Annotated in this window: 24 protein-coding genes and 1 pseudogene; 15 read left to right on the top strand and 10 right to left on the bottom strand. The window is 63.7% G+C overall.

Translation table 11 applies throughout. From position 1 onward, the window contains the following. Window positions 1-6: 6 nt before the first annotated feature. On the top strand, window positions 7-891 hold the full coding sequence (locus H3028_RS04895) for a sugar nucleotide-binding protein (protein WP_181295924.1): 885 nt from the start codon (window positions 7-9) through the stop codon (window positions 889-891). Then, window positions 884-1822: an NAD-dependent epimerase/dehydratase family protein gene (locus tag H3028_RS04890; RefSeq protein WP_181295923.1), complete on the top strand. Its 939-nt coding sequence runs from the start codon at window positions 884-886 to the stop codon at window positions 1820-1822. Before H3028_RS04895 ends, H3028_RS04890 begins: the two co-directional genes overlap by 8 nt. A 62-nt stretch (window positions 1823-1884) precedes the next feature. Here H3028_RS04890 and H3028_RS04885 read toward each other — a convergent pair. After that, a pseudogene (locus tag H3028_RS04885) lies at window positions 1885-2559 on the bottom strand (OmpW family outer membrane protein). A gap of 197 nt (window positions 2560-2756) precedes the next feature. Between H3028_RS04885 and H3028_RS04880 the strand changes: the two are divergent. From H3028_RS04880 to H3028_RS04855, 6 genes are read left to right on the top strand one after another with little or no spacing between them, the layout of a single operon-like run. Next, complete coding sequence (locus H3028_RS04880; RefSeq protein WP_181295922.1) at window positions 2757-3527, top strand: DUF3450 domain-containing protein; 771 nt, start codon at window positions 2757-2759, stop codon at window positions 3525-3527. Continuing rightward, complete coding sequence (locus H3028_RS04875) at window positions 3524-4870, top strand: MotA/TolQ/ExbB proton channel family protein (RefSeq protein ID WP_181295921.1); 1347 nt, start codon at window positions 3524-3526, stop codon at window positions 4868-4870. Before H3028_RS04880 ends, H3028_RS04875 begins: the two co-directional genes overlap by 4 nt. Then, window positions 4863-5408, top strand: coding sequence for a MotA/TolQ/ExbB proton channel family protein (locus H3028_RS04870; protein WP_181295920.1), 546 nt, complete (start codon window positions 4863-4865; stop codon window positions 5406-5408). The genes H3028_RS04875 and H3028_RS04870 overlap by 8 nt, the downstream gene beginning before the upstream one ends. Window positions 5409-5418: 10 nt before the next feature. Then, window positions 5419-5832, top strand: a complete 414-nt coding sequence (locus H3028_RS04865; protein ID WP_168423410.1) for a biopolymer transporter ExbD — start codon at window positions 5419-5421, stop codon at window positions 5830-5832. After that, window positions 5832-6539 carry an energy transducer TonB gene (locus H3028_RS04860; protein ID WP_181295919.1) on the top strand — a complete coding sequence of 236 codons (708 nt, stop codon included), beginning with the start codon at window positions 5832-5834 and terminating at the stop codon, window positions 6537-6539. Before H3028_RS04865 ends, H3028_RS04860 begins: the two co-directional genes overlap by 1 nt. 1 nt (window position 6540) lies before the next feature. Continuing rightward, window positions 6541-7632, top strand: coding sequence for a lipopolysaccharide assembly protein LapB (locus H3028_RS04855; RefSeq protein ID WP_181295918.1), 1092 nt, complete (start codon window positions 6541-6543; stop codon window positions 7630-7632). Between the two features lie 129 nt (window positions 7633-7761). Here the strand turns inward: H3028_RS04855 and H3028_RS04850 are convergent, their stop codons facing one another. The 4 genes from H3028_RS04850 to H3028_RS04835 form a co-directional block, all read right to left on the bottom strand. Further along, entirely contained in the window at window positions 7762-8274 is a 513-nt protein-coding gene (locus tag H3028_RS04850; protein WP_181295917.1) for a DUF3299 domain-containing protein, read from the bottom strand. A gap of 8 nt (window positions 8275-8282) precedes the next feature. After that, complete coding sequence (locus H3028_RS04845; protein WP_181295916.1) at window positions 8283-9548, bottom strand: ABC transporter permease; 1266 nt, start codon at window positions 9546-9548, stop codon at window positions 8283-8285. A gap of 3 nt (window positions 9549-9551) precedes the next feature. Further along, on the bottom strand, window positions 9552-10259 hold the full coding sequence (locus H3028_RS04840; RefSeq protein WP_181295915.1) for an ABC transporter ATP-binding protein: 708 nt from the start codon (window positions 10257-10259) through the stop codon (window positions 9552-9554). A gap of 72 nt (window positions 10260-10331) precedes the next feature. Continuing rightward, window positions 10332-10907: a DUF2796 domain-containing protein gene (locus H3028_RS04835; protein WP_181295914.1), complete on the bottom strand. Its 576-nt coding sequence runs from the start codon at window positions 10905-10907 to the stop codon at window positions 10332-10334. Between the two features lie 111 nt (window positions 10908-11018). Between H3028_RS04835 and H3028_RS04830 the strand changes: the two genes are divergently transcribed. Further along, window positions 11019-11357 carry a hypothetical protein gene (locus tag H3028_RS04830; RefSeq protein ID WP_181295913.1) on the top strand — a complete coding sequence of 113 codons (339 nt, stop codon included), beginning with the start codon at window positions 11019-11021 and terminating at the stop codon, window positions 11355-11357. Between the two features lie 13 nt (window positions 11358-11370). Here the strand turns inward: H3028_RS04830 and H3028_RS04825 are convergent, their stop codons facing one another. Both H3028_RS04825 and H3028_RS04820 read right to left on the bottom strand, forming a co-directional pair. Next, complete coding sequence (locus H3028_RS04825) at window positions 11371-12231, bottom strand: neutral zinc metallopeptidase (protein ID WP_181295912.1); 861 nt, start codon at window positions 12229-12231, stop codon at window positions 11371-11373. A 90-nt stretch (window positions 12232-12321) separates the two neighbouring features. Beyond that, window positions 12322-12756, bottom strand: coding sequence for a DUF411 domain-containing protein (locus tag H3028_RS04820; protein ID WP_181295911.1), 435 nt, complete (start codon window positions 12754-12756; stop codon window positions 12322-12324). Between the two features lie 168 nt (window positions 12757-12924). Here H3028_RS04820 and H3028_RS04815 point away from each other — a divergent pair, with 168 nt between their 5' ends. Next, a complete protein-coding gene (locus tag H3028_RS04815; protein WP_181295910.1) occupies window positions 12925-13515 on the top strand; it encodes a DUF4345 domain-containing protein in 591 nt (196 codons plus the stop codon). A 142-nt stretch (window positions 13516-13657) separates the two neighbouring features. Here H3028_RS04815 and trmA read toward each other — a convergent pair whose 3' ends face one another. Together trmA and H3028_RS04805 are read right to left on the bottom strand one after the other, a co-directional pair. Next, entirely contained in the window at window positions 13658-14749 is a 1092-nt protein-coding gene (gene trmA, locus H3028_RS04810) for a tRNA (uridine(54)-C5)-methyltransferase TrmA (protein ID WP_181295909.1), read from the bottom strand. A gap of 242 nt (window positions 14750-14991) precedes the next feature. Further along, complete coding sequence (locus H3028_RS04805) at window positions 14992-16287, bottom strand: NCS2 family permease (RefSeq protein ID WP_181295908.1); 1296 nt, start codon at window positions 16285-16287, stop codon at window positions 14992-14994. A gap of 296 nt (window positions 16288-16583) precedes the next feature. Here H3028_RS04805 and H3028_RS04800 point away from each other — a divergent pair, with 296 nt between their 5' ends. The 5 genes from H3028_RS04800 (at window position 16584) to H3028_RS04780 (ending at window position 22143) form a co-directional block, all read left to right on the top strand. After that, a complete protein-coding gene (locus H3028_RS04800; RefSeq protein ID WP_181295907.1) occupies window positions 16584-17561 on the top strand; it encodes an XdhC family protein in 978 nt (325 codons plus the stop codon). Then, a complete protein-coding gene (locus H3028_RS04795) occupies window positions 17515-18156 on the top strand; it encodes a nucleotidyltransferase family protein (protein ID WP_181295906.1) in 642 nt (213 codons plus the stop codon). The genes H3028_RS04800 and H3028_RS04795 overlap by 47 nt, the downstream gene beginning before the upstream one ends. A gap of 272 nt (window positions 18157-18428) precedes the next feature. Continuing rightward, the gene (locus H3028_RS04790) at window positions 18429-18959 is read left to right on the top strand and encodes a (2Fe-2S)-binding protein (protein ID WP_181295905.1); all 531 of its coding nucleotides are present in this window, start codon (window positions 18429-18431) and stop codon (window positions 18957-18959) included. Further along, a complete protein-coding gene (locus H3028_RS04785) occupies window positions 18956-19939 on the top strand; it encodes a xanthine dehydrogenase family protein subunit M (protein ID WP_181295904.1) in 984 nt (327 codons plus the stop codon). Before H3028_RS04790 ends, H3028_RS04785 begins: the two co-directional genes overlap by 4 nt. Next, window positions 19939-22143 carry a xanthine dehydrogenase family protein molybdopterin-binding subunit gene (locus H3028_RS04780; RefSeq protein WP_181295903.1) on the top strand — a complete coding sequence of 735 codons (2205 nt, stop codon included), beginning with the start codon at window positions 19939-19941 and terminating at the stop codon, window positions 22141-22143. The genes H3028_RS04785 and H3028_RS04780 overlap by 1 nt, the downstream gene beginning before the upstream one ends. 94 nt (window positions 22144-22237) lie before the next feature. On the opposite strand, the gene H3028_RS04775 is transcribed toward H3028_RS04780, so the two are convergent. Next, window positions 22238-23464, bottom strand: coding sequence for an MFS transporter (locus H3028_RS04775; RefSeq protein WP_181295984.1), 1227 nt, complete (start codon window positions 23462-23464; stop codon window positions 22238-22240). Between the last annotated feature and the right edge of the window lie 131 nt (window positions 23465-23595).

Genomic DNA, 23595 nt, shown 5'->3' with positions numbered 1-23595 from the left:
CAATCCATGCGAATGCGCCTGATGCTGTTGGGCGGCGGCAATGCCCTGGGTCAGGCGCTTATCCGCCTCGGCGCAGAGGAAGACATCGGCTTCCTCGCGCCGCGCCCGCCTGCTCAGGGCTGGGATGCGTCCAGTCTGACTGAATTGCTCGATGCCGATCGCCCGGATGTCGTGATCAATCTCGCCTACTATTTCGACTGGTTTCAAAGTGGCCAAGTCGACGATGAGGTGTTGGCCAATCAGGAACGGGCGGTGGAACGGTTGGCGCATCTGTGCCAGCACCATCAGTTCGTTCTGATGCAACCGTCTAGCTACCGTGTATTCGATGGCGCTCGCACCACCGCTTACAGCGAAAGGGACGAAGTTGCACCATTGGACGTCCGCAGCCGCGCCCTGTGGCGTATGGAGCAAAGTGTCCGCTCGCTCTGCCCGCGTCACGTTCTGCTGCGTTTCGGCTGGCTGCTTGATGACAGCTCGGACGGTTTGCTGGGGCGATTTCTTCAACGTCTCGAGCAGGACGATGAGCTGTGTCTCGCCGACGACCGGCGTGGCAACCCTACGCCGGTCGAAGACGCGGCGCGGGTGGTCCTGGCTGTGCTGAAGCAACTGGATTGTCAGGCGCCGCTGTGGGGAACCTATCACTATGGTGGGCACGAGGCTTCGACCCCGCTGGTGGTCGGTCAGGCACTCCTCGCCGAGGCGGCGCATCATCGACAGCTGACAATCGACCGCCTGACCCCCGTCGCTCATGCGGCCTGTCCGGATGCGGCAGACGAGCCACAGCATGGCGTGCTGGCGTGCAAGAAGATCTTCAATACATTTGGCATCAAGCCTCGCGCCTGGCGCACCGGGCTGCCGACCCTGCTGGAGCGTTACTACCGTTATGTCTGAATCACCCATTCTGGTTACCGGGGGCGCCGGCTTCATCGGCTCGAATCTGGTCGATGTGCTAGTCGCTCGCGGCCATCCGGTGCGGGTGCTGGACAATCTGTCGACTGGCAAGCGCAGTAACCTGCCGGTCGATGCCGGGGTGGAGCTGATCGAGGGCGATGTAGCTGATGCACAGACTGTGCGGCGCGCTGTTCAGGGTTGCCGGGCCGTGGTGCATCTGGCTGCCGTGGCGTCGGTGCAGGCATCGGTCGACGATCCGCTTGGCACGCATCAGAGCAATCTGGTGGGCACGCTGAACCTGTGTGAGGCGATGCGCGAGGCTGGCGTATGCCGAGTCGTCTTTGCTTCAAGTGCAGCGGTCTACGGCAACAATGGAGAGGGGCAGTCCATTGACGAAGATACGTCGAAGGCACCCTTGACCCCCTATGCGGCGGACAAGCTGGCCAGCGAACATTACCTCGACTTCTATCGGCGCCAGCATGGGCTGGAGCCGGTGGTGTTCCGCTTCTTCAACATCTACGGGCCGCGCCAGGATCCGTCTTCGCCGTACTCGGGCGTCATCAGTATCTTTACCGAGCGTGCGCAACAGGGGCTGCCGATCACCGTGTTTGGCGATGGCGAGCAGACCCGCGACTTCCTGTATGTCGGCGACTTGGTCGAGGTGCTGCTGCAGGCGTTGGAGCATCCGACCGTTGAAGTCGGTGCGGTAAACGTCGGCCTGAGCCACGCGACCAGCCTGAATGAATTACTGACGGCGATCGGCGATGTGTTGGGTAAGCTGCCGCCGGTGAACTATCAACAAGCCCGCGGTGGCGATATACGCCATTCGAGGGCCAATAACGAGCGGTTGCTGCAGCGTTTTCGTCTGCCGGAGCCCGTCACCGACATACGCACAGGGCTGGCGAGGTTGTTGGGCGTTAGCGGAAGCTGAAAAAATAAAGGCGCCCAAGGGCGCCTTTGTCGTCTCTACGATCCAGCGGTATGCCGGTTCCGTCAGAACTTGTAGCCGAGGCCGACCATGTCAACGTCCACATCGACGTTCACCTTGGCTCCGTCAAAGTTGGTGGCACCGGTGGTATCGATGTCGATATAGCGAACCTGGGCGTTGACCATTACGTTTTCGGTGAGCATGTGACCCATGCCAACTTGTGCAGCCAGGCCTCACGAGTCCTTCATGTCCAGGTCGCTAAAGCCCTTCCTTCGGCCTCGCTGGTGAGCTTGTCATCAAAGAACCAAGTGTAGTTGAGGCCTCGCGCTCGCATAGGGTTGGAATGCCGACTTACGGTCGAGTGGGTAATACACGACGCTCAGCGTTGGTGGAAGATGCTTGAGTTCGCCCAGCTTTCCGTTCAACGATGCAAAACGGCTAGGCATACCCGCCACGCCCACGTCGTGGGTGAAAGGGCTTGCGGCGAGCAGTTCGATGCCGATCTTGTCAGTCAGCATGTAGGCGAAGTTCAGACCCAGTTGCGTGTCGCTATCGAGGCTAGCCTTGGTTCCTGGGACGTCGGTTGAAAGCGCGCCTACATAAATGTCCCCGCTATCTTCCCGGCGATCAACGTTGATCGCGCCGGCACGCAGGATGACATCACCAGCCTGATGGGCCTGGGCGAAGGGAGTGGTGAGGGCCACGGCCAGCACGGAAGCGGTAAACAGGGTCTTGCGCATAATGGAGCTCCATCGAGACATGCCTGTGTTGCAATTGCTGGTCATGGTAGGGCGCAAGGCCCCCCGATTTTGATCCAGCTCAACGAAACGCTCCGCTTTGCCTGGGCTGCGACGTCTTGCCCGGGTTGCCTTCCTTCGCGCATGTAGATGATAATGTTTCTCTTTCGAGTTTGACCTTCGTCTGCAAGGACCCATCAATGCAAGCCCTTATTCCTCGCCTTCTGGCGGTCGCCGTGCTGCCATGCTGCGTGCAGCTTCACGCAGCTCCGTTGGATGCCGCGCTGGAGGAGAGCCAGCGCCTGGCCACTGAGGCCAAGGCATCGCAAGCGCGCATCGAGCAGCTCGATGATGCGACCCGGCAGATGCTCAACGACTATCGCAGTGCAGTGCAGCAGGCTGAGGCACTGAAAGCTTATAACGAGCAGCTGACCGAGCTCACCGCGGGGCAGCGCAAAGAGCTTGATGACTTCCAGCGCCAACTGGACAGCATCGAGCGCACCCAGGAGGCCGTTGCGCCGCAGATGGGGCGGATGATCGAAGTGCTCGAAGAATTCATCGCGGCGGATCTGCCGTTCCTACCCGATGAGCGCGCCGACCGTCTGGCCAGCCTGCAGGACATGCAGGCCCGCGCCGATGTAAGCCTGGCCGAGAAGTACCGGCGCATTCTCGAGGCCTATCAGATCGAGAGTGATTACGGCAGAACACTGGAAGCCTGGCGCGGCGAACTGCCCGTCGAAGGCGGCAGCCGTAGCGTCGAGTTCCTGCGCCTGGGCCGGACCATGCTGTATTACCAGACCCTGGATGCCCACGAGAGCGGCTGGTGGAACCCACAGACCCGTGCCTGGGAACTGCTTGGCGGCAGTGCGCGCCGGCCGATTACCAAAGCCATCGCCATTGCCCGTCAACAACAAGCACCCACCTGGCTCGAACTGCCCGTGAAGACCTTGGCCAAGGAGGCTGCGCAATGAGCCGTTTGCTGACATTGCTGTTCATCGGTCTGTTGCCTGCTCTGGCTCAGGCAGCCGAGCCCTTGAATCCTGATCAGCTGCTGCAGCGCATCCGCAGCGAGCGCGCCGCGGAGGTCGAGGCCATGCAGGCGCGCGAACAGGCATTCATCCAGAATCGCAGTGAACAGGCGCAGTTGCTGGCAGGTGCCACTGCAGCGCTGGAAAAGCAGAAAGCCGAAGCCGAGCGCCTGAAGGCCGAGTTCGACCGCCAGGAAGCCGAACTGGCCGAGCAGGAAAAGCTCCTGGCGCAGCGGGTTGGCCATCTCGGCGAGCTGTTCGGCGTAGTTCGTCAGAGCGCCGGCGATATCGCCGGACAGTGGCAGGACAGCCTGCTCAACGCTCAGTACCCGGAGCGGCTCGAACGACTCAAGGCACTGGCCGAAAGCCGCGCACTGCCTTCTGCGGACGATCTGGATAGTTTTTGGATGACCTTGCTCGAGGATCTCGCCGCCAGCGGTCGCGTCGAGCAGGTTGAGCTCCCGGTAGTGGGCGCCGATGGGCAGCGTAGCGTGCAGCCGGTGCTGCGTATCGGCAGTTTCTCTGCCTTCACCGATGACGCCTTCCTGCGCTATGAAAGCGGCGCCGGCGCGCTGTTGACACCCAGTCGTCAGCCCTCCGGCATGGATCTGGTCGATGACTACCTGAGCAGCGGCGATGCACTCGCGACCCTGCCGATCGATCCGAGCCGCGGCTCGTTGCTGGCACAGTTGCAGCGCCAGCCGCAGCTGTGGGATCGCGTTCAGCAGGGCGGCCTGGTTGGCTGGGTCATCCTGGTGCTGGGAGCCATCGGTCTGCTGCTCGCCATCTGGCGCATGGTCTACCTGACCGGCGTTGGCCGCGCTGTGGGCCGGCAGATGCGCGAGCTCAATCAACCGCGCGACGACAATCCGCTGGGGCGCATCATCGGCGTGCTCGGCCCCAAGCCGCAGCTGTCGGATTTGGAAACCCTGGAGCTGAAGCTCGACGAGGCGATTCTTCAGGAAACACCGCCACTGGAGCGCGGCCAGCCGCTACTCAAACTGCTCAGCGCAGTGGCGCCGCTGCTTGGCCTGCTGGGCACCGTGACCGGGATGATCGTGACCTTCCAGGCGATCACCCAGAGCGGCGGGGGCGATTCGCGGCTGATGGCCGACGGTATTTCCCAGGCCCTGGTGACTACCGTGTTGGGCCTGGTGGTAGCAATTCCGCTGTTGTTCCTGCACAGCCTGCTGGCCAGTCGCAGCAAGTCGCTGATCCAGCTGCTTGAACAGCAGAGCGCGGGCTTGATCGCGCTGCATCTGTCGGGGACGCCACGTCGTGAGTGATCTGCACGGGCACTGGCTGCGCATGGTCGACAGTGGCTATGCGCTGCTCGACTTCATGGCGGCGGGCGGCGCGGTGATGTGGGCATTGGCTGCCTTGTGCGTACTTTATTGGACGCTGGTGTTCGAGCGCCTGTGGTTCATGCGGCGGGTATTCCCGCGCTGGGTCGACGCGCGCCGCGAGGCCTGGACACGACTGGGCGATGAGTCCGGCAGCTGGCAACGCGCGGTGCGCAATGCATGGCTGGCTCAGGCGCAGCAGCAGCTCACCGGTCCGCTGCGGATGAGCAAGACGCTGGTGGCGATGTACCCGTTGCTGGGCCTGCTCGGCACCGTCAGCGGCATGATTGCGGTGTTCGATGTGTTGGCGCTCAACGGCACCGGCAATCCCCGCGGCATGGCCGCTGGGGTCTGGCAGGCGACCCTGCCGACCATGGCCGGCATGGTGCTGGCCATCACTGGACTATTCAGCCTGGCGCGTCTCGAACGTATTTCGCGCCAGGCTCTCGACCGGCTGGCCGACCAGCTGCGTCACGATTGAGGATTACCGGATGCGTATGCGTCGCCATCATTATCAGCAGGAAGAGGACACCGGCATCGATCTGACGCCGATGCTCGACGTGGTCTTCATCATGTTGATCTTCTTTATCGTCACCAGCTCCTTCATCAAGGAATCCGGGGTCGAGGTCCAGCGCCCGCAGGCCGATACCGCCAGTGCCCAGGACAAGGGCAACATCCTTATCGCGGTGACGGCCGAGGGCCAGGTCTGGATCGACAAGCAGCCTGTGGATGTGCGCAGCGTGCGCGCTCATGTGGAGCGCATGCGCGTCGACCAACCGGAAGGCGCGGTAGTGGTTCAGGCTGATCAGGACGCGCGGACCGGTCTGGTGGTTCAGGTCATGGATCAGGCGCGCCAGGCCGGCGTCCGGGACGTGGCGCTTGCCGCCAGTTCGGGAGCGCAGTGATGGTCCGTGGACTGACCCGCGTCGGGTTGTCCTTCATCGCCGCCTGCGTGGTGGCACTGCTGCTGTTCGCCTTGATGCTGAGCATGGTCAATCCGCCGCGCAGCGATGTGGCGGAAGAAGCGGTGGCGATCGCCAACTTCGTGCGCATGGACAGCCGTAACGAAAGCACCGCGACCCGCTCGCGCCAGCAGGCGCCGCAGCCGCCCCAACCGAAGACGCCGCAGCCACCGACCCCGCCCACTCCGAGCATGGCCACTCCGAGTGCCAACCTGCCAAAGCTCGATCTGCAGCTGCCGAACATCGACAGCGGGATGGCCATAGCCAGCGCGCCGGCCCCCAGCCTGAGCGGCCTGACCGCAGCGGCACCCGCAGCAACGCCAGCCCCGCCGCCTGTAGCTGCCGACACTGGATCGCAATCCGGCGGTCCGGAGCAGGAAGTCATGCCGCTTAACGACGTCCGCCCCGAGTACCCGTATCGGGCACGTCAGCGCGGCATCGAAGGTCATATCAAGCTCGCATTCACCATCACGCCTGCCGGCAAGGTCGAGAACATTCGAGTTCTGGAGGCTTCGCCACGCAGTGTGTTCGATCGCGAAGCGCGCCGCGCCGCTGCTCGCTGGCGTTTCGCGCCGCGCACCGAAAATGGTGCCGCGGTATCGCGCGAAGCCGTGAAAACACTGCATTTTCGCCTGCAAGGAGAACGCTGACATGCCACGTTTGCTGTTATTGATCTCGTTGTTGTTCGCTGTCTCGACTCATGCTGCACAAAGCATCGACCCGGCCGTGTTCAAGGCGTTGGAGCGCGCGCAGAGCGCGCAGAAAAAGGGTGACTATAGCGCGGCACATCGAGTGCTCAAGCAAGCCGAGGCCAAGTCAGGCAGCCTTGAAGAGGCGCTTTTGTGGCGCAGCAGGGCCTATCTGGCCTGGGCTGAAGGTAATAACCGCCACGCGCTGGAGCTGCTCGAAAAAGCGGTCACGAGCGGAAAGCTCGACGAGGCGATGCTGCCGAATGAGCGTCTCAACCTGGCCAAGCTGAGCCTGATCGAGCGTCGCTACGCCCAAGTGGTCAGCCTACTGGGCTCGCCCGACCAGGCGAGCGAAGAGGTTCTGCAGATGCTGGTGCAGGCCTACCAAGGGCTCGGCCAGCACAGCAAGGCACTCCCGCTGGCTGAGCGATACGTCCAGGCCAACCCCGATGCAGCCGATACCTGGCTGCAATTTCTGGTAGCCGGCAACGCCGAGCTGAAGCGCTACGAGACCGCCGAACGTTGGCAGCGTCGACTGCTGGCGCGCCATCCTGACCAGGCCAACGCCTGGCGGCAGCTGGCGGGGCTGCAGCAGATGGCCGACGCCGAGGACAAAGCGCTTGCCACGTTGCGCGCGGCGCATGCCAAGGGCGTGCGTTTCAGTGAGTCGGAACTGGATAACCTGGTGTTGCTGGCGAGTGCCGCCGGGCAGCCCTGGCAAGGGGCCAAGCTGCTGCAGGGGATGCTCGAATCAAATCTGTTGCCAGCCAGTGCCACCCGCCGCGAGCGGCTGGGCATGCTCTGGTGGCAGGCGCGGGAACGCTCAGCTGCCGCGAAGATTTATCGCCAGTTGGCTTCGCAGTCCGGCAGCGCCAAGTTCTGGTTGCATGTGGCTCAGCTGGAGCTGGAACAGACGCACTGGCAGGCGGGGCTCGATGCGCTGAAGCAGGCCGAACGCGCGGGGGCGGAGCGGCGCAAAGTGCGCGCTTGGCGAGAGTGGGCAGAAGGCGAGCTGAGCTTTGAGCGTGAGCGTCAGGTCGCCAGCGCACGTTGAACGGTGCGCGGGCGTTGGCACCGCTGCGATCTGACTAGTTTAATCCGCCAGGGACGTTTCAGACCTCAGGAGTCGCTAATCTCTGGCCGTACCTCGTCATTTCGTAGCTCGCCGCCAGCGTACAGCGGGTCACTCCATCTCGTAGAAATAGATCTTCTGTGCGTCCATGCGATAGCCGGCTTCGGCCAGCTCGCTGCTGGCGTGCTCGACCCGCAGCAGGCCTTCGATCCAGAAGGGCTGGTAAAGCTCGTCAACCTTGACGCCCAGCTCGCTGGTCGCATGCACGATCTGGTTGGACGGCGGCGGTGGCACATGGATGCAGGCGCCGAAGTAGGGCACCAGCAGAAACTCGATGACGCGCCCTTCCTCACTCATGTCCAGCGGCACGATATACCCCGGTAGTTTCGCCTGAATGCCGTCGAGCGCTTTGACCACCGGCGCGGCCGGCGATTGCTGTGCGGCGGCAGGGCCGTTCTCGGCTGCGAGCACGTCCGCGAGCTGGGACATGTCATGGATCGCCATGGGGGGTGGTGGCGGTGGCGCATCGGCAGGAAGCAGATCCGACCATTGCAGCTCACGCACGTCGGCGTTCGCAAAGGTCGCCGCAAGGGTGAACAGCGTGGCAAGCAACAGGCGTGACATGGTTGTCCTCATAGTCGTATCGACAGGCCATCAGCCAGTGATTGTCGGTAAGCGCGCCAGGCGGGCACGCAGCCCATCAGCAGCCCGGCCAGCAGTATCGCTGCCAGCAGCGACCACTCGTAGATGCTGGGCCAGGCGAGTGGCAGATAAAGGCCATACTCGGCCTGCAGCGGTGTCTGAGCAATCGAAATGGCGACGTACAGCAACAGCAGGCCGAGCAGTACGCCCGCCAGTGCCAGGCTGAAAGCCTCGGCCACCAGCAGGCTGCCGATATGCCAGGGCCTGGCGCCTACCGAGCGAAGGATGGCCATTTCCCGGCGGCGTTCGTTGAGGCTGGTAAGGATCGCGGTGAGCATGCCGATCAGCCCGATGAGCACCACGAACAGCGATACCACGAACAACGCCTTTTCCGCAGTGCCCATCAGGCTCCAGAGCTCCTGCAGGGCGACGCCAGGGAGGATCGCCAGCAAAGGCTCGCCGCGGTATTGGTTGATCTCGCGCTGCAGGGCGAAGGTCGCGATCTTGCTGTCCAGGCCGAGCAGAAAGGCAGTGATCTGCTTCGGCTGCAATTCGAGCTGGCGCGCCTGCTCGGCATCGATACGCGCTGCGCCGCGCGCCGGCATGCCGTTCTGCCAGTCAATATGCAGCGCTTCCATCCCGGCGAGGTTGATATGCAGCGTGCGATCGACCGGCGTGCCGGTGCGCTTGAGGACGCCAACCACGCGAAACGGCTTGTCGTCATGTTTCACCAGGCTGACCGTGGCGACACCGTGCGCCAGCACCAGTCGGTCGTCCAGCTTGTAGTTCAGCGCCCGAGCGACTTCTGCCCCGAGTACCACCTCGAACGGGTCGTCGGCAAACGGCCGGCCTTCAGTCATTTGCAGGAGCTGCTTGCGCCCGTAGCGATAGTGCTCGAAGTAGCCCCTGCTGGTGCCCATCACCCGGTAGCCTCGGTGGGAATCGCCCAGCGAGATGGGAATTGCCCAACTCACCCGGGGATGTTTGGCAAAGTCTTCGAAGCTGTCCCAGCGAATGTTGTTGGTGGCATTGCCGATGCGGAAGACCGAGTACAGCAGCAGGTTCACCGAGCCGGAGCGCGCACCGACGATCAGGTCGGTGCCGCTGATGGTACTGGCGAAGCTGGCGCGCGCTTCGGTGCGCACCCGCTCGACGGCCAGCAACAGGCACACCGATAAGGCAATGGCGAAGACGGTGAGCAGGGCGGTGAAGCGGCGGTTGATCAGGCTCGCCACGGCCAGGCGCAACAGATACACAGTTCAGATCTCCGCGGCGCGGGAGGCGCGGTTGAGTTGGGACAGGGACAGGCTGCGGTCGAACAGTGGCGCCAGGCTCTGGTCGTGGCTGACGAACAGCAGGCTCGAGCCGGCCTCATGGCATTCAGCGAACAGCAGCTGCAGAAACGCCTCGCGGCTGTCGGCGTCGAGTGCAGAAGTGGGCTCGTCGGCAATCACCAGTTCCGGTTGGCCGATCAGCGCGCGCGCCGCGGCGACGCGCTGTTGCTGGCCGATGGATAGGGCTTCGGCGCGCCGATTGTGTAGGTCCTGAGGGAGGCCGAGATGCGACAGCAGACTCGCCGTTGCCTGCGCAACGCTGCCGTGCCGCTGTCGGGCGCGCTCTGCGCGGGTCTTTGAGAAATGGCAGGGCAGACCGACATTCTCGGCGACCGAAAGAAACGGCAGCAGATTGAACTGCTGGAAGATATAGCCGGTGTGGTCGACACGGAAACGATCTCTCGCTCCGGCCGAGAGTGCCGCGAGATCGGTGCCGAGCAGGCGAACGATTCCACGCCGCGCGGTCTGCACGCCACCAACCAAGCCGAGCAAGGTGGTCTTGCCGCTACCTGAGGGCCCTTTGAGAAACAGGCTCTGGTTTCGCTCGAGGCTAAAGCTCGGAATATCGAGCAGCTCTGCTTGGCCAGGCCAGGCGAAACCCAATTGGTGGAGTTCAAGTAGCGGTGCGGTCATCAAGCTGATCCGTTTCAGACGAGCCGGGAGTTTACTGCGTCAGGTCGGGCAGCGGGCAGACAGAAGGTCGGATCAGAGTTCTGCGCGCGGTTGGCCGACGCTCAGTTGCGCGCCACGTTGGCCGTTCGGGCCGATCAATTGTGCCTGGATTTCCTCGGTGCCTGGGAAGGCTTTGAACAAGCCCTGCAGGTCGATCCCCGTCAGTGCTTGGGGTGTGGCGCAATCAAACCGGTACCGCGCGTGGATCTCGCTGTGGTCCTGATCGTGGCCCTCTTCGTGCTCATGCCCAGGAGCATCCTCTTCGAACAGAGGGCTCTGCAGCTGGGTTTCAGCCAGGGCACAACCCGCTGCAGCCGACAGCCTGAACAAGGTGTCAGGCTGCTCCAGTTGCTTGCGCGCATCGGCGATCTTGCGGTTGTCGGCTTCGCTGCTCGGTGCGTGTTCGAAGCCCACCAGGTTCATGGCCGGGCTGCGCAGTTCAATTTCCAATGTGGAGCTATCCAGTGCGACATCCAGCTCAGCTGCGCCGTGCTCATGCGCGCCGAGGCTGCCATGCTGAGCGTGATGATGACCGTGGTCGTGGGTTTCGGCGGCCAGAACGAAACCGGGCAACAGAGCGAATTGCAGGGCAAGCAGCAGATGGCGCATAACAGGACTCCTGGATAAAGAAAGAGTTACGTTATAACAGGCGGCAGCTGTGGCTGGCCAGCCCAAGCCGGAGCGTGGGAGCATATCGTCCTGACTTTCAGGAGCGTGAAGATGATTCGAATTCGTGGCCATGTCGGCGAGTGGCCGGTCGACCTAAGCATTGATATGGATGATCAGGACTGGGCGCAGTTGGCGCGACAGTTGCCATTGAGTGCCAATGTGCAGGCGGCGCAGGCGCCTGCCGAGGCCGGCACCGACGCGCTGTGGCTCGGTGCTCAACAGCTGCTGCGCGAAGCGGGGCGCATGGAGGGCCCGCAGTTGCTGGCCGAACTGGAAGCCCTGAGTGGCAGCGCCCTGGCTGGCAAGCGCCTGCTGGTGCGTCTGCGCCACAGCGCCCAAGTGAAAGTGCAGAGCGGCGCAGACGCACCGATTTACAACTGGGTGACCTAGCCGGGCTGAGCGCTCAGAGCCGGCTCGCCTGAAACGTATCGCAGCGCGCCGGCTCGCCACTGTCGAAGCCGGTGCGGAACCATCTGACCCGCTGCGCCGAGGTGCCATGAGTGAACGCGTCCGGCACCACGCGGCCCTGACTCTGCTTTTGCAGATGGTCATCACCGATGGCATTGGCGGCGTTCAGCGCCTCTTCCAGATCGCCCGCCTCCAGCCAGTCATGACGCTGCTGCGCATGGTAGGCCCAGACACCGGCGAAGCAGTCGGCCTGCAGCTCCTGACGAACCAGCAGTCCGTTGTCGCCTTCCATCTGAGCGCCGCGCTGGCGTGCGGCCTGCATCTGCTGCGACACCCCCAGCAGCGTCTGTACATGATGGCCGACCTCGTGGGCGATCACGTAGGCCTGGGCGGAATCCCCGGCGACCGAGAAGCGCGACGCCATTTCATCGAAGAAATGAAGGTCGAGATACACCTGGCGATCGCCCGGGCAGTAGAAGGGACCGACCGCCGAGCTGGCGAAGCCGCACGCTGAATTGATTCCACCGCGAAACAACACAAGCGTAGGATCGCGGTACTGCTCGCCAGACTGCTGGAACAGCGCACGCCAGGTGTCTTCGGTATCACCGAGGATGGCCTGGACGAATGCCACCTGCGGGTCATCGCCGCGTGCTGGCGCCTCGCTCTGTTGGGTGGGCGGCGAGCCGGTCTGGTTGGCCAACTGGCCGAGGATCTGCATCGGGTCCTGGCCGGAGAGCAAGCCGATCACCACCACGATGGCTACCCCGGCCAGACTCAGACGCCCTCGACCGATGCCGCCGCTGCGGCCCCTGGCATCTACCACGTTGTCGCTGCGACGCGCCTTCTTCCAACGCATGTACGAATCCTCTACCAGACATAGCTGGTGGATAGACCCGCGCTGTTATCAGCTAATTCAGTCGGCCGATTGCGCTTCGCCTGATTTCAATCAGCGCGCTGGATATTCGGCCAGCACCGATTCCTTGCCATGCTTGTCCAGCCCGACCACTTTGTAGGCATCCTGGCGATCGCCCATTTCCATACCCGGCGAACCCAAGGGCATGCCCGGCACTGCCGCGCCGATCAGATCGGGCTGAGCGCGAAGCTTGAAAATATCGGCAGCGGGAACGTGCCCTTCAACGAACTTTCCATCGATCACCCCAGTGTGGCAGGAGCCCAGCCGGTGAGGCACGCCGAGGCGGTTCTTGACGGCGGCCATATCGGTTTCGACATGGTCGTTCACCTGGAAACCGTTCTCTTGGAGATGCTTGATCCATGAGGTGCAGCAGCCGCAGTTGGCGTCGCGGTGAACGTCGATGGCGATGGGTTCGGCTGCCTGGGTAAGGCTGGCGAAGAAGGCGGTGGCGAGTAGCAGATGGCGCATGAAGATTTCCTCCAAGGGATGGAGCAGGATAACGCCAAGCGAGCACCGGCCCAAACATCCGCCCGTGAGCGATTGTCACAGGCTGCTACCGGCTCTGCGGCGAACCAATACGAGCCGCTTCGGTCCGATAACCATTGTGGTGCGCAGCCGCTATCAGGGGAGTTTTCGATGCGTTTTGCCCGGTTCGTTCTGGTTGTTCAGGCCGTGATCATGATTGCTTTCAGCCTCGCCTACTGGCTGCGCCCGTATGAGATGGCCAATCTGAATGGGATGCTGTTGATGGAGACCGCCTCGGTCAGCCATATGCGCGTCTATTACGGAGGGCTGCAGTTGGGGCTGGCGCTGTTCCTGCTCTGGGCCATGCGAGTGCCAGAGCACGCCAGGGCGGCCCTGGTAATGCTGGTGATCACCATGCTGGCGCTGGCCGCCGGGCGGCTGGGATCGTTGTGGCTCGACGGCGGTGAGCTGATCGGCTTCGATCTGGCCTCGCTAATTTACCGGGTTGGTGCCGCATTGCTTGCCGCAGTTGCGCTGCTGTTGATGAGGGAGCGCCTGCGGACGGACCCGGATTCGGACGCCGAACCGGACGCAGAATTGCAATCCAAGCGGACCCGCCTCGACGATGGACCGCCCAAACCGTTTCGTCTGGGCGACGGACCTGCTCCCGTGACAACCGCCGAGCCCGCACCGGCGCCCTTTCGACGGGGAGATCCTGATGCTCAGCCGGCGGATAGGCCGCAGGATCCGCCCGGCAGATAGCAAGTGGGGCACCACCACAGCGAATGGCGCTTCGCTGCGTGAACGATCAGCACGCGACCTCGACCATCTCGGGGTGCGATGCTCACCCCTCGCTCTACTGCGTAGCGTTCACGTCAGGCCTCGATCGGCTCTGGATCACGGCTCAGTCGCGCCGCACTAACAGCACGCCCGATTCCATGTGGTGGGTATAGGGAAACTGATCGAATAGGGCACAGCGCTCGATGCGGTGGGTGTCGTGCAACTGGGCGATGTTCGCCGCCAGCGTCTCAGGATTGCATGAGATATAAAGGATGCGCTCGAAGCGGCGGGTCAGTTCGCAGGTGTCCGGGTCCATGCCGGCGCGGGGCGGGTCGACGAAGACACTGCCGAAATTGTAGCTCTTCAGGTCAATGCCGGCCAGGCGGCGGAACGGCCGCACTTCGTTGAGGGCCTGGGTCAGCTCCTCCGCCGACAGGCGCACCAGCCTGACGTTGTCGACGCCGTTGTCGTCGAGGTTGGCCAGCGCCGCGCTCACCGAGGATTTACTGATCTCGGTAGCAAGCGCCTTGCGCACACGGGTCGCTAGCGGCAGGGTGAAGTTGCCGTTACCACAGTAGAGCTCGAGCAGGTCGTCGGTGCGTTCGCCCAACACGCCGTAAGCCCAGTTCAGCATCTTCTGGCAGATTTCGCCGTTGGGCTGAGTGAAGGCGCCTTCCGGCTGGCGATAGCTGAACGTGCGACCGGCGACCGTCAGTTGCTCGGTCACATAATCTCGGCCAATGACGATGCGCTTGCCCTTGGAACGCCCGACGATGCTTACGCCGAGGCTGGCCGCAAGCAGCTCAGCCTCGGCCTGCCAGGCTTCATTCAGCGGACGGTGATAGGCGAGGGTAATCAGCGCATCACCGGACAAGGTGGTCAGGAATTCGACCTGGAACAGTTTGAAGCTCAGCGTTTCCGAGGCTTGCCACGCGGCTTTCAATTGCGGCATCAGCTCGTTGATGCGGCGGCTGGCGATGGGGAAGTCGTCGATCAGGATCGGTGTGTGCTTGTCCCCCTGTTCGAACATCGCATAGTGCCGGTGGCCGTCCTCGCGCCACAGGCGGAACTCGGCGCGCAGGCGATAGTGCTCACGCGGCGAGTCGAACACCTCGGGCGCGGGCGCATCGAAGGGCGCCAGCAGATCGACAAGCCGGGCAGCCTTTTCGGCGAGTTGGGCATCGTAGCGGGCGGGATCTACCTGAATATGAGTCATTGCGGCGGCCGTTGCGTAGTGGTAACCGGCGGCATGCCGGGTGGCAAATTGACGGAAGCCGGGCTCGTGCCCCTCCGACGGGCGCTGATTGTACGGACGCGGACCGAAGTTGTCAGGGCGACGCTGGCCTGCTTCGAGCGGTGCGTGGTGGGCTGAAGCCCACCCTACACGCGTCCCGGCACCGTAGGGTGGGCCCGGTGGCGTTCGGCTTTAGCCCACCAATACGCCCCCCGGCTGGCCCTTTAGCCAGCGAACCAGCCCAGCTTGATCACAAACAGGATCGAGAGGATCCACATCGCCGGGCTCAGCTCGCGCCAGCGGCCGGCGAGCAGCTTGATCGCGGTCCAGGCGATGAAACCGAAGGCGATGCCATTGGCGATCGAGAAGGTCAACGGCATCGCCAGCGCGGCGATGGCCACCGGCGCGGCGACGGTGAGATCGTCCCAGTCGATGTTGGCCAGGCTGCTCATCATCAGCACGGCGACGAACAGCAGCGCCGGCGCCGTGGCATAGGCGGGCACGGCGCCAGCGAGCGGTGCGAAGAACAGGCTCAGCAGAAACAGCAGCGCAACCACGCAGGCGGTCAGGCCGGTGCGCCCGCCGGCGCTGATACCCGCAGCGGATTCGATGTAGCTGGTGGTGGTCGAGGTACCCAGTGCGGCGCCGGCCATGGTCGCGGTGCTATCGGCGAGCAGGGCGCGGCCCAGGCGCGGCATCCTACCGTCCTTATCCAACAGGTTGGCCTTCTGCGCCACGCCGATGAGCGTGCCGGAGGTGTCGAATAGATCGACGAACAGGAAGGCGAAGATCACGCTAAGCAGGCCGATATCCAGCGCGCCCATGATGTCCAGTTGCATCAGGGTCGGCATCAGCGAGGGCGGCATCGAGACGACGCCGTTGAGCTGAGAGAGGCCGAGCAGGATCGACAACCCGGTCACTACCAGAATGCCGATCATCACTGCGCCGGTGACCTTGCGGTAGGCCAGCGCAGCGATCAGGAAGAAGCCCAGGCAGGCCAGCAGCGGGCCGCCTGCGGTCAGGTCGCCGAGGCCGACCAGCGTCGCCGGGTTATCTACAACGATGCCGGCGTTTTTCAGGGCGATGATCGCCAGGAACAGGCCGATACCCGCAGCGATGCCCGAGCGCAGCGCCAGCGGAATGCTGTGTATGATCCATTCGCGGATCTTGAAGATCGACAGCAGAAAGAAAATCACACCAGAGAGGAATACCGCACCCAGCGCGGTCTGCCAGGTGTAGCCCATGGTCAGCACCACGGTGTAGGTGAAGAAGGCGTTCAGCCCCATGCCCGGCGCTAGAGCGATCGGGTAGTTGGCCACCAGTCCCATGATCGCCGAGCCGATGGCGGCGGCCAGGCAGGTGGCGACGAAGACGGCGCCGTGGTCCATGCCGGTTTCGGCAAGGATGCTCGGGTTGACGAAGAGGATGTAGGCCATCGTCAGAAAGGTGGTGAGACCGGCAAGCATCTCGGTGCGCAGCGTGGTGTTGTGCGCTTTGAGTTGAAACAGCTTCTCCAGCATGGTCAATCCTCGTGTGTCCCGGTCAGGGCAGGCGGTTTGGGTATCGTTTGCCTCTTGGGGCAATTCGTTTGCTACAGCAAAGCCTAGCAGGGCGTTGCTCGCAAAAGCCGCGCATCTTACACCGGCCCCGCGTAGGGTTGAATTTCCAGTTGCGTCCGGCGGGTATCGTCAGGCGTGGCGGGCCGGACTCTGTGTGTGGGTAGGCATCCATGCACGGCGAACTAACCACTATTCCGGTCAGTCATTGAAGGCATGCCGGTTTGATCGGCGTTTCGACCGAAACCGATGAGGGAAAGATGGACAGTGTGGATCTAGCGGTGCTGCGACGTGCCCGCGACTGGCTGCGTGAAGGCCATGGGGTCATGCTTTATACCGTCCTGGAAACCTGGGGCAGCGCGCCGAGACCGGTAGGTGCGCTGCTGGCGCTGCGTGACGATGGCCAGGTGGAAGGGTCGGTATCGGGCGGCTGCGTCGAAGACGATCTGCTGGCCCGCCGCCAGGCCATCGCCAGCCGGGGCAAAGCCTGCGAGCTGATTACCTATGGCGTCAGCAAGGAAGAGTCCGCGCGCTTCGGTCTGCCGTGTGGGGGCACTCTGCGTCTGCTGGAAGAGCCGTTGCACGACGTGACCTGGCTCGACGAACTGCTGCAGCGCTGCGCCGGCCATGAGCGGCTGGTGCGCTGTCTCGACATGGCCAGCGGCGTCGTCAGCCTGGCCCCCGCTGGGCGCAGTGAATGTCTACAGTTCGACGGCACGAACCTGCGTGCACCCTTCGGGCCAACCTGGCGGCTATTGATGATTGGCGCCGGCCAGCTATCACGCTATACCGCCGACCTCGCGCTTGGGCTCGGGTTCGAAGTGCTGATCTGTGATCCGCGTGAAGGCTACGATCATGGTTGGCGTGACGCCGGCGTGCGCTTTGTGCCGGGTATGCCGGACGATGCGGTGGTGGCCATCGAGCCGGACTCGCACACCGCTATCGTTGCGCTGACCCATGACCCACGGCTGGACGACATGGCGCTGCTCACCGCGCTGCGGTCCGAGGCGTTTTATATCGGTGCGCTGGGCTCGCGGCTCAACAACGAGAAGCGCAGGTCGCGCCTATTGACGCTGGGGCTGGGCGAGCATGAGGTGAACCGCTTGCACGGGCCCATCGGCTTGCCCATCGGCAGCCGCACGCCGGCCGAGATCGCGCTGTCGCTGATGGCGCAGGTGGTGGCGATCAAGAATGGCGCGCAGCGCGAGCAGGCCGCGGCGGCGCGGCGTTGTGCCTGATTCGATCGAGGGGGTGTGCACCGTCGTCCTCGCTGCGGGACAGGGCAGCCGTTATCGTGAGCACCACGATGAGGACAAGCTGCTCTCGCCCAGTACCGACGCACTCGATGCGTCGCCAATATTGGCCGAGACGTTGAGCGCACTGAGCGGCGTCACCGAACGGCTGCTGGTCGTGACCCGCGACGACAACCAGCCGTTGCTGGCCTGGCTGGATCAAATCGGCGAGGGTCTGGATGCAGAGATCTTGTCGGTGCGCAGCAACGGCCTCGGCCATAGCCTGGCGCAGGCCGTCGCTCATCAATCGGCTCGCCGCGGCTGGCTCGTGGCGCTGGGTGATATGCCCTACGTGCGGCGCGAAAGCATCGCTCGCATCGCTGCTGCCATCCAGCCGCAGCGATTGGTGGTGCCGACCTACCGGGGCCAGCGCGGCCATCCACGCGGGATCGGTGCTCACTATCTCGATCAGCTACTGATGCTGGGCGACGACAGAGGGGCTCAAGCGCTGTTCATCGATCCGCGGGTCATTGAAATCGAGCTGGACGACCCTGGCGTACTGCAGGATATCGACCGTCCAGGAGACCGCCGCTCAGACTGAACAGCCGGTGCCGGGCCGCATGCGATGGCTTACACGGCGTTTGCCTGCCCTGATTAGCACGCTCCGCATGTGCCGGGTGGCGGTGGAACACTGGTACCCGTCATGGGATCTGCTGCCTATCTCACCCTTGGCCACTCATGGCCCGGCTGAACAATCTTCCCGTTTGGGCAGTCGTACCCCTAGACGCACGGACAGCGCACCCAATGCCTGAGGTCTTCGGCGAGCCTGCGCAGAACAGGTGCCGGACGGCCCCCAAAAACCGTGAGGCTGCCATGAGCGAAACATCCTCTCCTGCAGGTGCCGCCGCCTGCCCGATAACCCTTGAGTTGAACGGCCAGAGCCGCCAGGTTGAGGTGTATCCCTGGACCACACTGCTCGATCTGCTACGCGAGCAACTGCATCTGACCGGCACGAAGAAAGGTTGCGACCACGGCCAATGTGGCGCTTGCACGGTGTTGCTCAATGGCAAGCGGATCAACTCATGCCTGACCCTGGCGATCATGCACGACGGCGCTCGGCTGATGACTATCGAGGGGCTTGCCCAAGGCGAGGAGCTGCATCCGATGCAGGCCGCCTTCGTCAGCCACGACGCCTTCCAATGCGGTTATTGCACGCCGGGGCAGATCTGCTCGGCGGTCGGCCTGGTGGCTGAAGGTCACGCGCAGACCCGCGACGATCTGCGCGAACAAATGAGCGGTAACCTCTGCCGCTGCGGCGCCTATCCGAACATCCTCGCAGCAATCGAAGAGGCGATGCCGCAGACGCGCGACCGCCTCACCGCCGTGCGGGAGGTGAAGCCGTGAACCCGTTCAGCTACGCACGTCCGGCGTCCATCGACGAAGCTATCGGCCTGTACCGGCCGAACAGCCGCTATATTGCCGGCGGCACCAATCTGCTCGACCTGATGAAAGAAAACGTCACCCGCCCGGCGCAGCTGATCGACATTACCCGTCTGCCGATGGCCGACGTCGAGGAGACGACCGGGGGCGGACTACGTATCGGTGCGCTGGTGAGCAACTCGGACCTGGCTTGGCATCCGCTGGTGCAACAACGCTATCCATTGCTGTCCCAGGCGATTCTCGCAGGCGCCTCGCCACAGCTGCGCAACATGGCAACCACGGGCGGCAACCTGTTGCAGCGCACCCGTTGCTACTACTTCTACGACAGCACCACGCCATGCAACAAGCGTGAGCCCGGCAGTGGCTGCTCGGCGCGCGATGGCCTCAACCGTATCCACGCGGTTCTCGGGCACAGCGAGGCGTGCATCGCTGTGCATCCATCTGATATGTGCGTAGCCCTGACCGCATTGGAAGCCGCGGTGCAGGTGCAAGGGCCGCAGGGCGAGCGGCGGATCGCCTTCGCCGACTTCCATCGCTTGCCGGGCGACACGCCAGACCGTGACAACACGCTGGCCGACGGCGAGCTGATCACCGCGGTCGAGCTGCCGCCGCAAGGTTTTGCTACGCACTGCAGCTACCTCAAGGTGCGCGACCGTGCGTCCTATGCCTTCGCCCTGGTCTCGGTGGCGGCAGCGTTGGAGATGAGCGGCACCGGCATCCACAACGCCCGCATCGCCATGGGCGGTGTGGCGCACAAACCGTGGCGTAAGGCCGAAGCGGAGGCGGCGCTGGTCGGCAAGTCTCCTGACGAGGCCGCATTCACAGCCGCGGCGGACATCCTGCTGGAAGGAGCCAGTGGCTTCGAACACAACGCTTTCAAGATCGAACTGGGCCGGCGCGCCATTGTGCGTGCCCTGACCGATGCCGCCAAAGGAGCCGCCTGATGAAATCTGCCTCTTCTCCCTTCGGCCAGCCCATCGATCGCGTCGACGGCCCGCTCAAGGTCACCGGTAAAGCGCAGTACGCTGCAGAATTCCAGGTGCCCGGTCTGCTTTACGGCAGCGTAGTCAATAGCAGCATCGCCCGGGGCAGGATTCTCAGCATCGATGCCAGCGCGGCCGAGGCGGTGCCTGGCGTTGAGCTGGTGCTGACTCACCAGAACCGCCCGCCGATCGCCAGTTACGACGAACCTTACGAAGACGATGATGCCGCCGAGGGCTCCCCGTTTCGCCCGTTGTTCAACGACCGCATCCTTTACAGCGGCCAGCCGGTTGCGCTGGTGGTCGCCGTGAACCTTGAACTGGCCCGTTATGCCGGCAGCCTGGTGCGCGTGGAGTACGAGCGCGAGCCGCACCGGACCGACCTGCTCAGCGAGCTGGAAACCATGCACAAAGCGCCGGTCGAGCTGCCCCCGGCCCGTGGCAACGCGGATGCTGCATTGCGTGGTGCGATGCTCAGGCTTGATCTCGAATACACCACGCCGGTCGAGCACCACAACCCGATGGAGCCGCATGCCTCCACCGTCCACTATTTTCCGGAAGGCAACCTGGAGGTCTACGACAAGACTCAGGGCGTGCAGAACTGCATGCGTTATCTGGAGAACGTGTTCGGCATGGAAGGCAGGATCCGCGTCATTTCACCGTTCGTTGGCGGCGCTTTCGGCTCCGGGCTGCGGCCGCAGTACCAGCTGCCCCTCGCAGTGATGGCGGCGCTGAAACTGCAGCGTTCGGTACGCGTGGCGCTCAAGCGACAGCAGATGTTCACCTTCGGCTATCGGCCGCGCAGTCTGCAGCGGATCTCTCTCGGCGCGGCACCCAATGGCCAACTGGAAGCCCTGACGCATCAGGCGATCGGCCAGACCTCGAGCTTCGAGGATTTCACCGAGCATGAGGTCGAGTGGTCCGGCATGCTCTATCGGTGCCCCAATGTGCGGCTGGATTATCAGCTGGTGCCGCTGGACGTTTACACCCCGCTGGACATGCGTGCGCCGGGTGCGGCCATCGGCGTGTACGCATTGGAATGCGCCATGGATGAGCTGGCCTATGCTGCGGCCGTCGACCCGCTGGCCTTGCGGCTGACCAACTATGCCGAGCGCAACGGCAACGAGGACAAGCCGTACTCCAGCAAGGAGCTGCGCCAATGCTACGAGCAGGGCGCCGAGCGTTTCGGTTGGTCGCGCCGCTCCATGGGGCCCCGCAGCATGCGCGACGGCAATCAGTTGATCGGCTGGGGCATGGCCACCGGCGTCTGGGAGGCGATTCAGATGCCGGCCAGCGCCAAGGCCTGCATGGGGCCGGATGGTCGGCTGGTGGTCAGCAGCGCCACCGCCGACATCGGCACCGGTACCTACACGGTGATGACCCAGATTGCCGCGGAGGCGATGGGCCTGCCCCTGGAGCGTGTTGAGTTCCGCCTGGGCGATTCCAACCTCTCCCAGGCGCCTCTGGAAGGCGGGTCGGCGACCGTGTCGTCGGTCGGCAGCGCGGTGCAGCAAGCTTGCGAAGGGTTGCGGCAGAAGATCCTCGATGCGGCGCAGCAGTCGCCGGTGTCACCATTTACCGGGGCCAAGCTCGACGATGTCGAGTTCGTCGAAGGCCAGATGCGGCTCAAGGCCTCACCCGCGCACAGCGTTGAGATCGAACAGATTGTCGCCGTCAGCGGCGTGCTCGAGGCTGAGGTGAGCGTCAAGCCCGGCGAGAAGCGCAATGCCTATTCAACCGCCACTCACTCGGCCGTATTTATCGAGGTACGGGTGGACGAGACACTGGGCACGGTGAAGGTGACGCGCGCGGTCAGTGCCGTAGCGGCCGGGCGGGTGGTCAACCCCAAGACAGCGGGCAACCAGATTGCCGGCGGCGTGGTATGGGGCATCGGCCAGGCGTTGCACGAGGAGACCATGATCGACCATAACCTGGGGCGCTATATGAATCACAACCTGGCGGAGTACCACCTGCCGGTGAATGCCGATATCGGTGAGATCGACGTGATCTTCGTCGAGGAGAAGGACGAGATCGTTAATGCGCTCGGCTCCAAGGGCGTCGGCGAGATCGGTATCGTCGGTGTGGCCGCGGCGGTGGCCAACGCCATCTACCACGCCACCGGCAAGCGGGTGCGCGATTTGCCGATCACGATGGATAAGTTGTTGTAAGAGACGGGGCGGCGGAAAAGGCTTCGCCGTTTTCCACCCTACGGTTGACCGGTCACGGCTGTAGGGGTGGAGGACCGCGAAGCGTCTTTTCCACCTAATCCAGATCCCGATGCAACTGGTCCCGATTGGCGAGCGTCGGAAACAGCTTCATCCAGACGCCGGCAACGATCAGCGTACCAACCCCGCCGATCACCACAGCCGGCACCGTGCCGAACCAGTGAGCCGTCAGGCCGGACTCGAATTCACCGAGCTGATTGGATGCGCCAATGAACAAACCGTTGACCGCACTGACCCGTCCGCGCATCGCGTCCGGCGTTTCCAGCTGCACGAAGGCGCCGCGGATCACCATGCTGATCATGTCCGCTGCGCCCAGCACCACCAGCACGCCCATCGACAACCAGAACGAGGTCGACAGCCCGAAGGCGATGGTCGCCAGGCCGAACACCCCGACAGCCACGAACATGACCCGCCCGACTTGGCGGTTTATCGGATAGCGCGCCAGCCAGAAGGACATCAATAGCGCACCCACTGCTGGTGCTGAGCGCAGCAGCCCGAGGCCCCACGGGCCGGTAAGCAGAATGTCCTTGGCGAACACCGGCAACAGCGCCGTGGCACCGCCGAGCAGCACGGCAAACATGTCCAGTGAAATGGCGCCGAAGATGTCGGGACGGCTGCGAATGAAGTGCATGCCGGCGAGCAGATTGTCCATCGCAGGGCCGGTCTGCTTCGGCGGCGCGGGACGCTTCGGCAGGCTCAGCATCAAGCTGCATGCAAGGGCAAAGAGCAGCGCTACCGGCCCATACACCCACAGCGGACCGATGGCGAACAACAGACCCCCAAGCGCAGGTGCGACGATGGTGGCCGTCTGCATGGCCGAAGACGAGGCCGCTACCGCTGCCGGGAACAGCTGTGTGGGAACCAGGCTCGGCAATAGCGCCTGGGTGGCCGGGCCTTCAAACGCCCGCGCGGTGCCCAGCAGGAACGCGAGCACGAAGATCATCTCCCGCGTCACACCCAGCCCGCCCGCCCCGAGCACCAGCGACAGGGCGATCAGCCCTTGCAAGCCCTGACACAGCGCCGCGACACGGCGCCGATCGAAGCGGTCAGCGACATGACCGGTCCAGAGAATGAACAGCAGGCGCGGAAAGAACTCGGCCAGGCCCACCAGGCCGAGGTCGAGCACGCTGCCGGTCAGCTCATACATGTGCCAGCCAATAGCAACGGCCAGCATCTGGAAACCACTGGCCGTGAACACGCGGGCGAACCAAAACTTGATGAACGGGCGCTGGTGGCGGAGCAGGAGTTTGGCGTGAGTGGACATCAATTCGGGCGCAAGGTGGGCAGGGCGCGAGATTAGCATGCAGCCGCTGTAGCGCTGTGAGGCAAGCCGCCAGCAGAAGACTGTAGGGTGGGCCGGGCTGCGTTTCGCTTTAGCTCGCGAAAGGGGGCGAA

The organism is Pseudomonas sp. Q2-TVG4-2 (assembly GCF_013620795.1).
In the GTDB taxonomy this organism is placed as follows: domain Bacteria; phylum Pseudomonadota; class Gammaproteobacteria; order Pseudomonadales; family Pseudomonadaceae; genus Stutzerimonas.
This window is presented reverse-complemented; position numbering and strand designations above follow the sequence as displayed.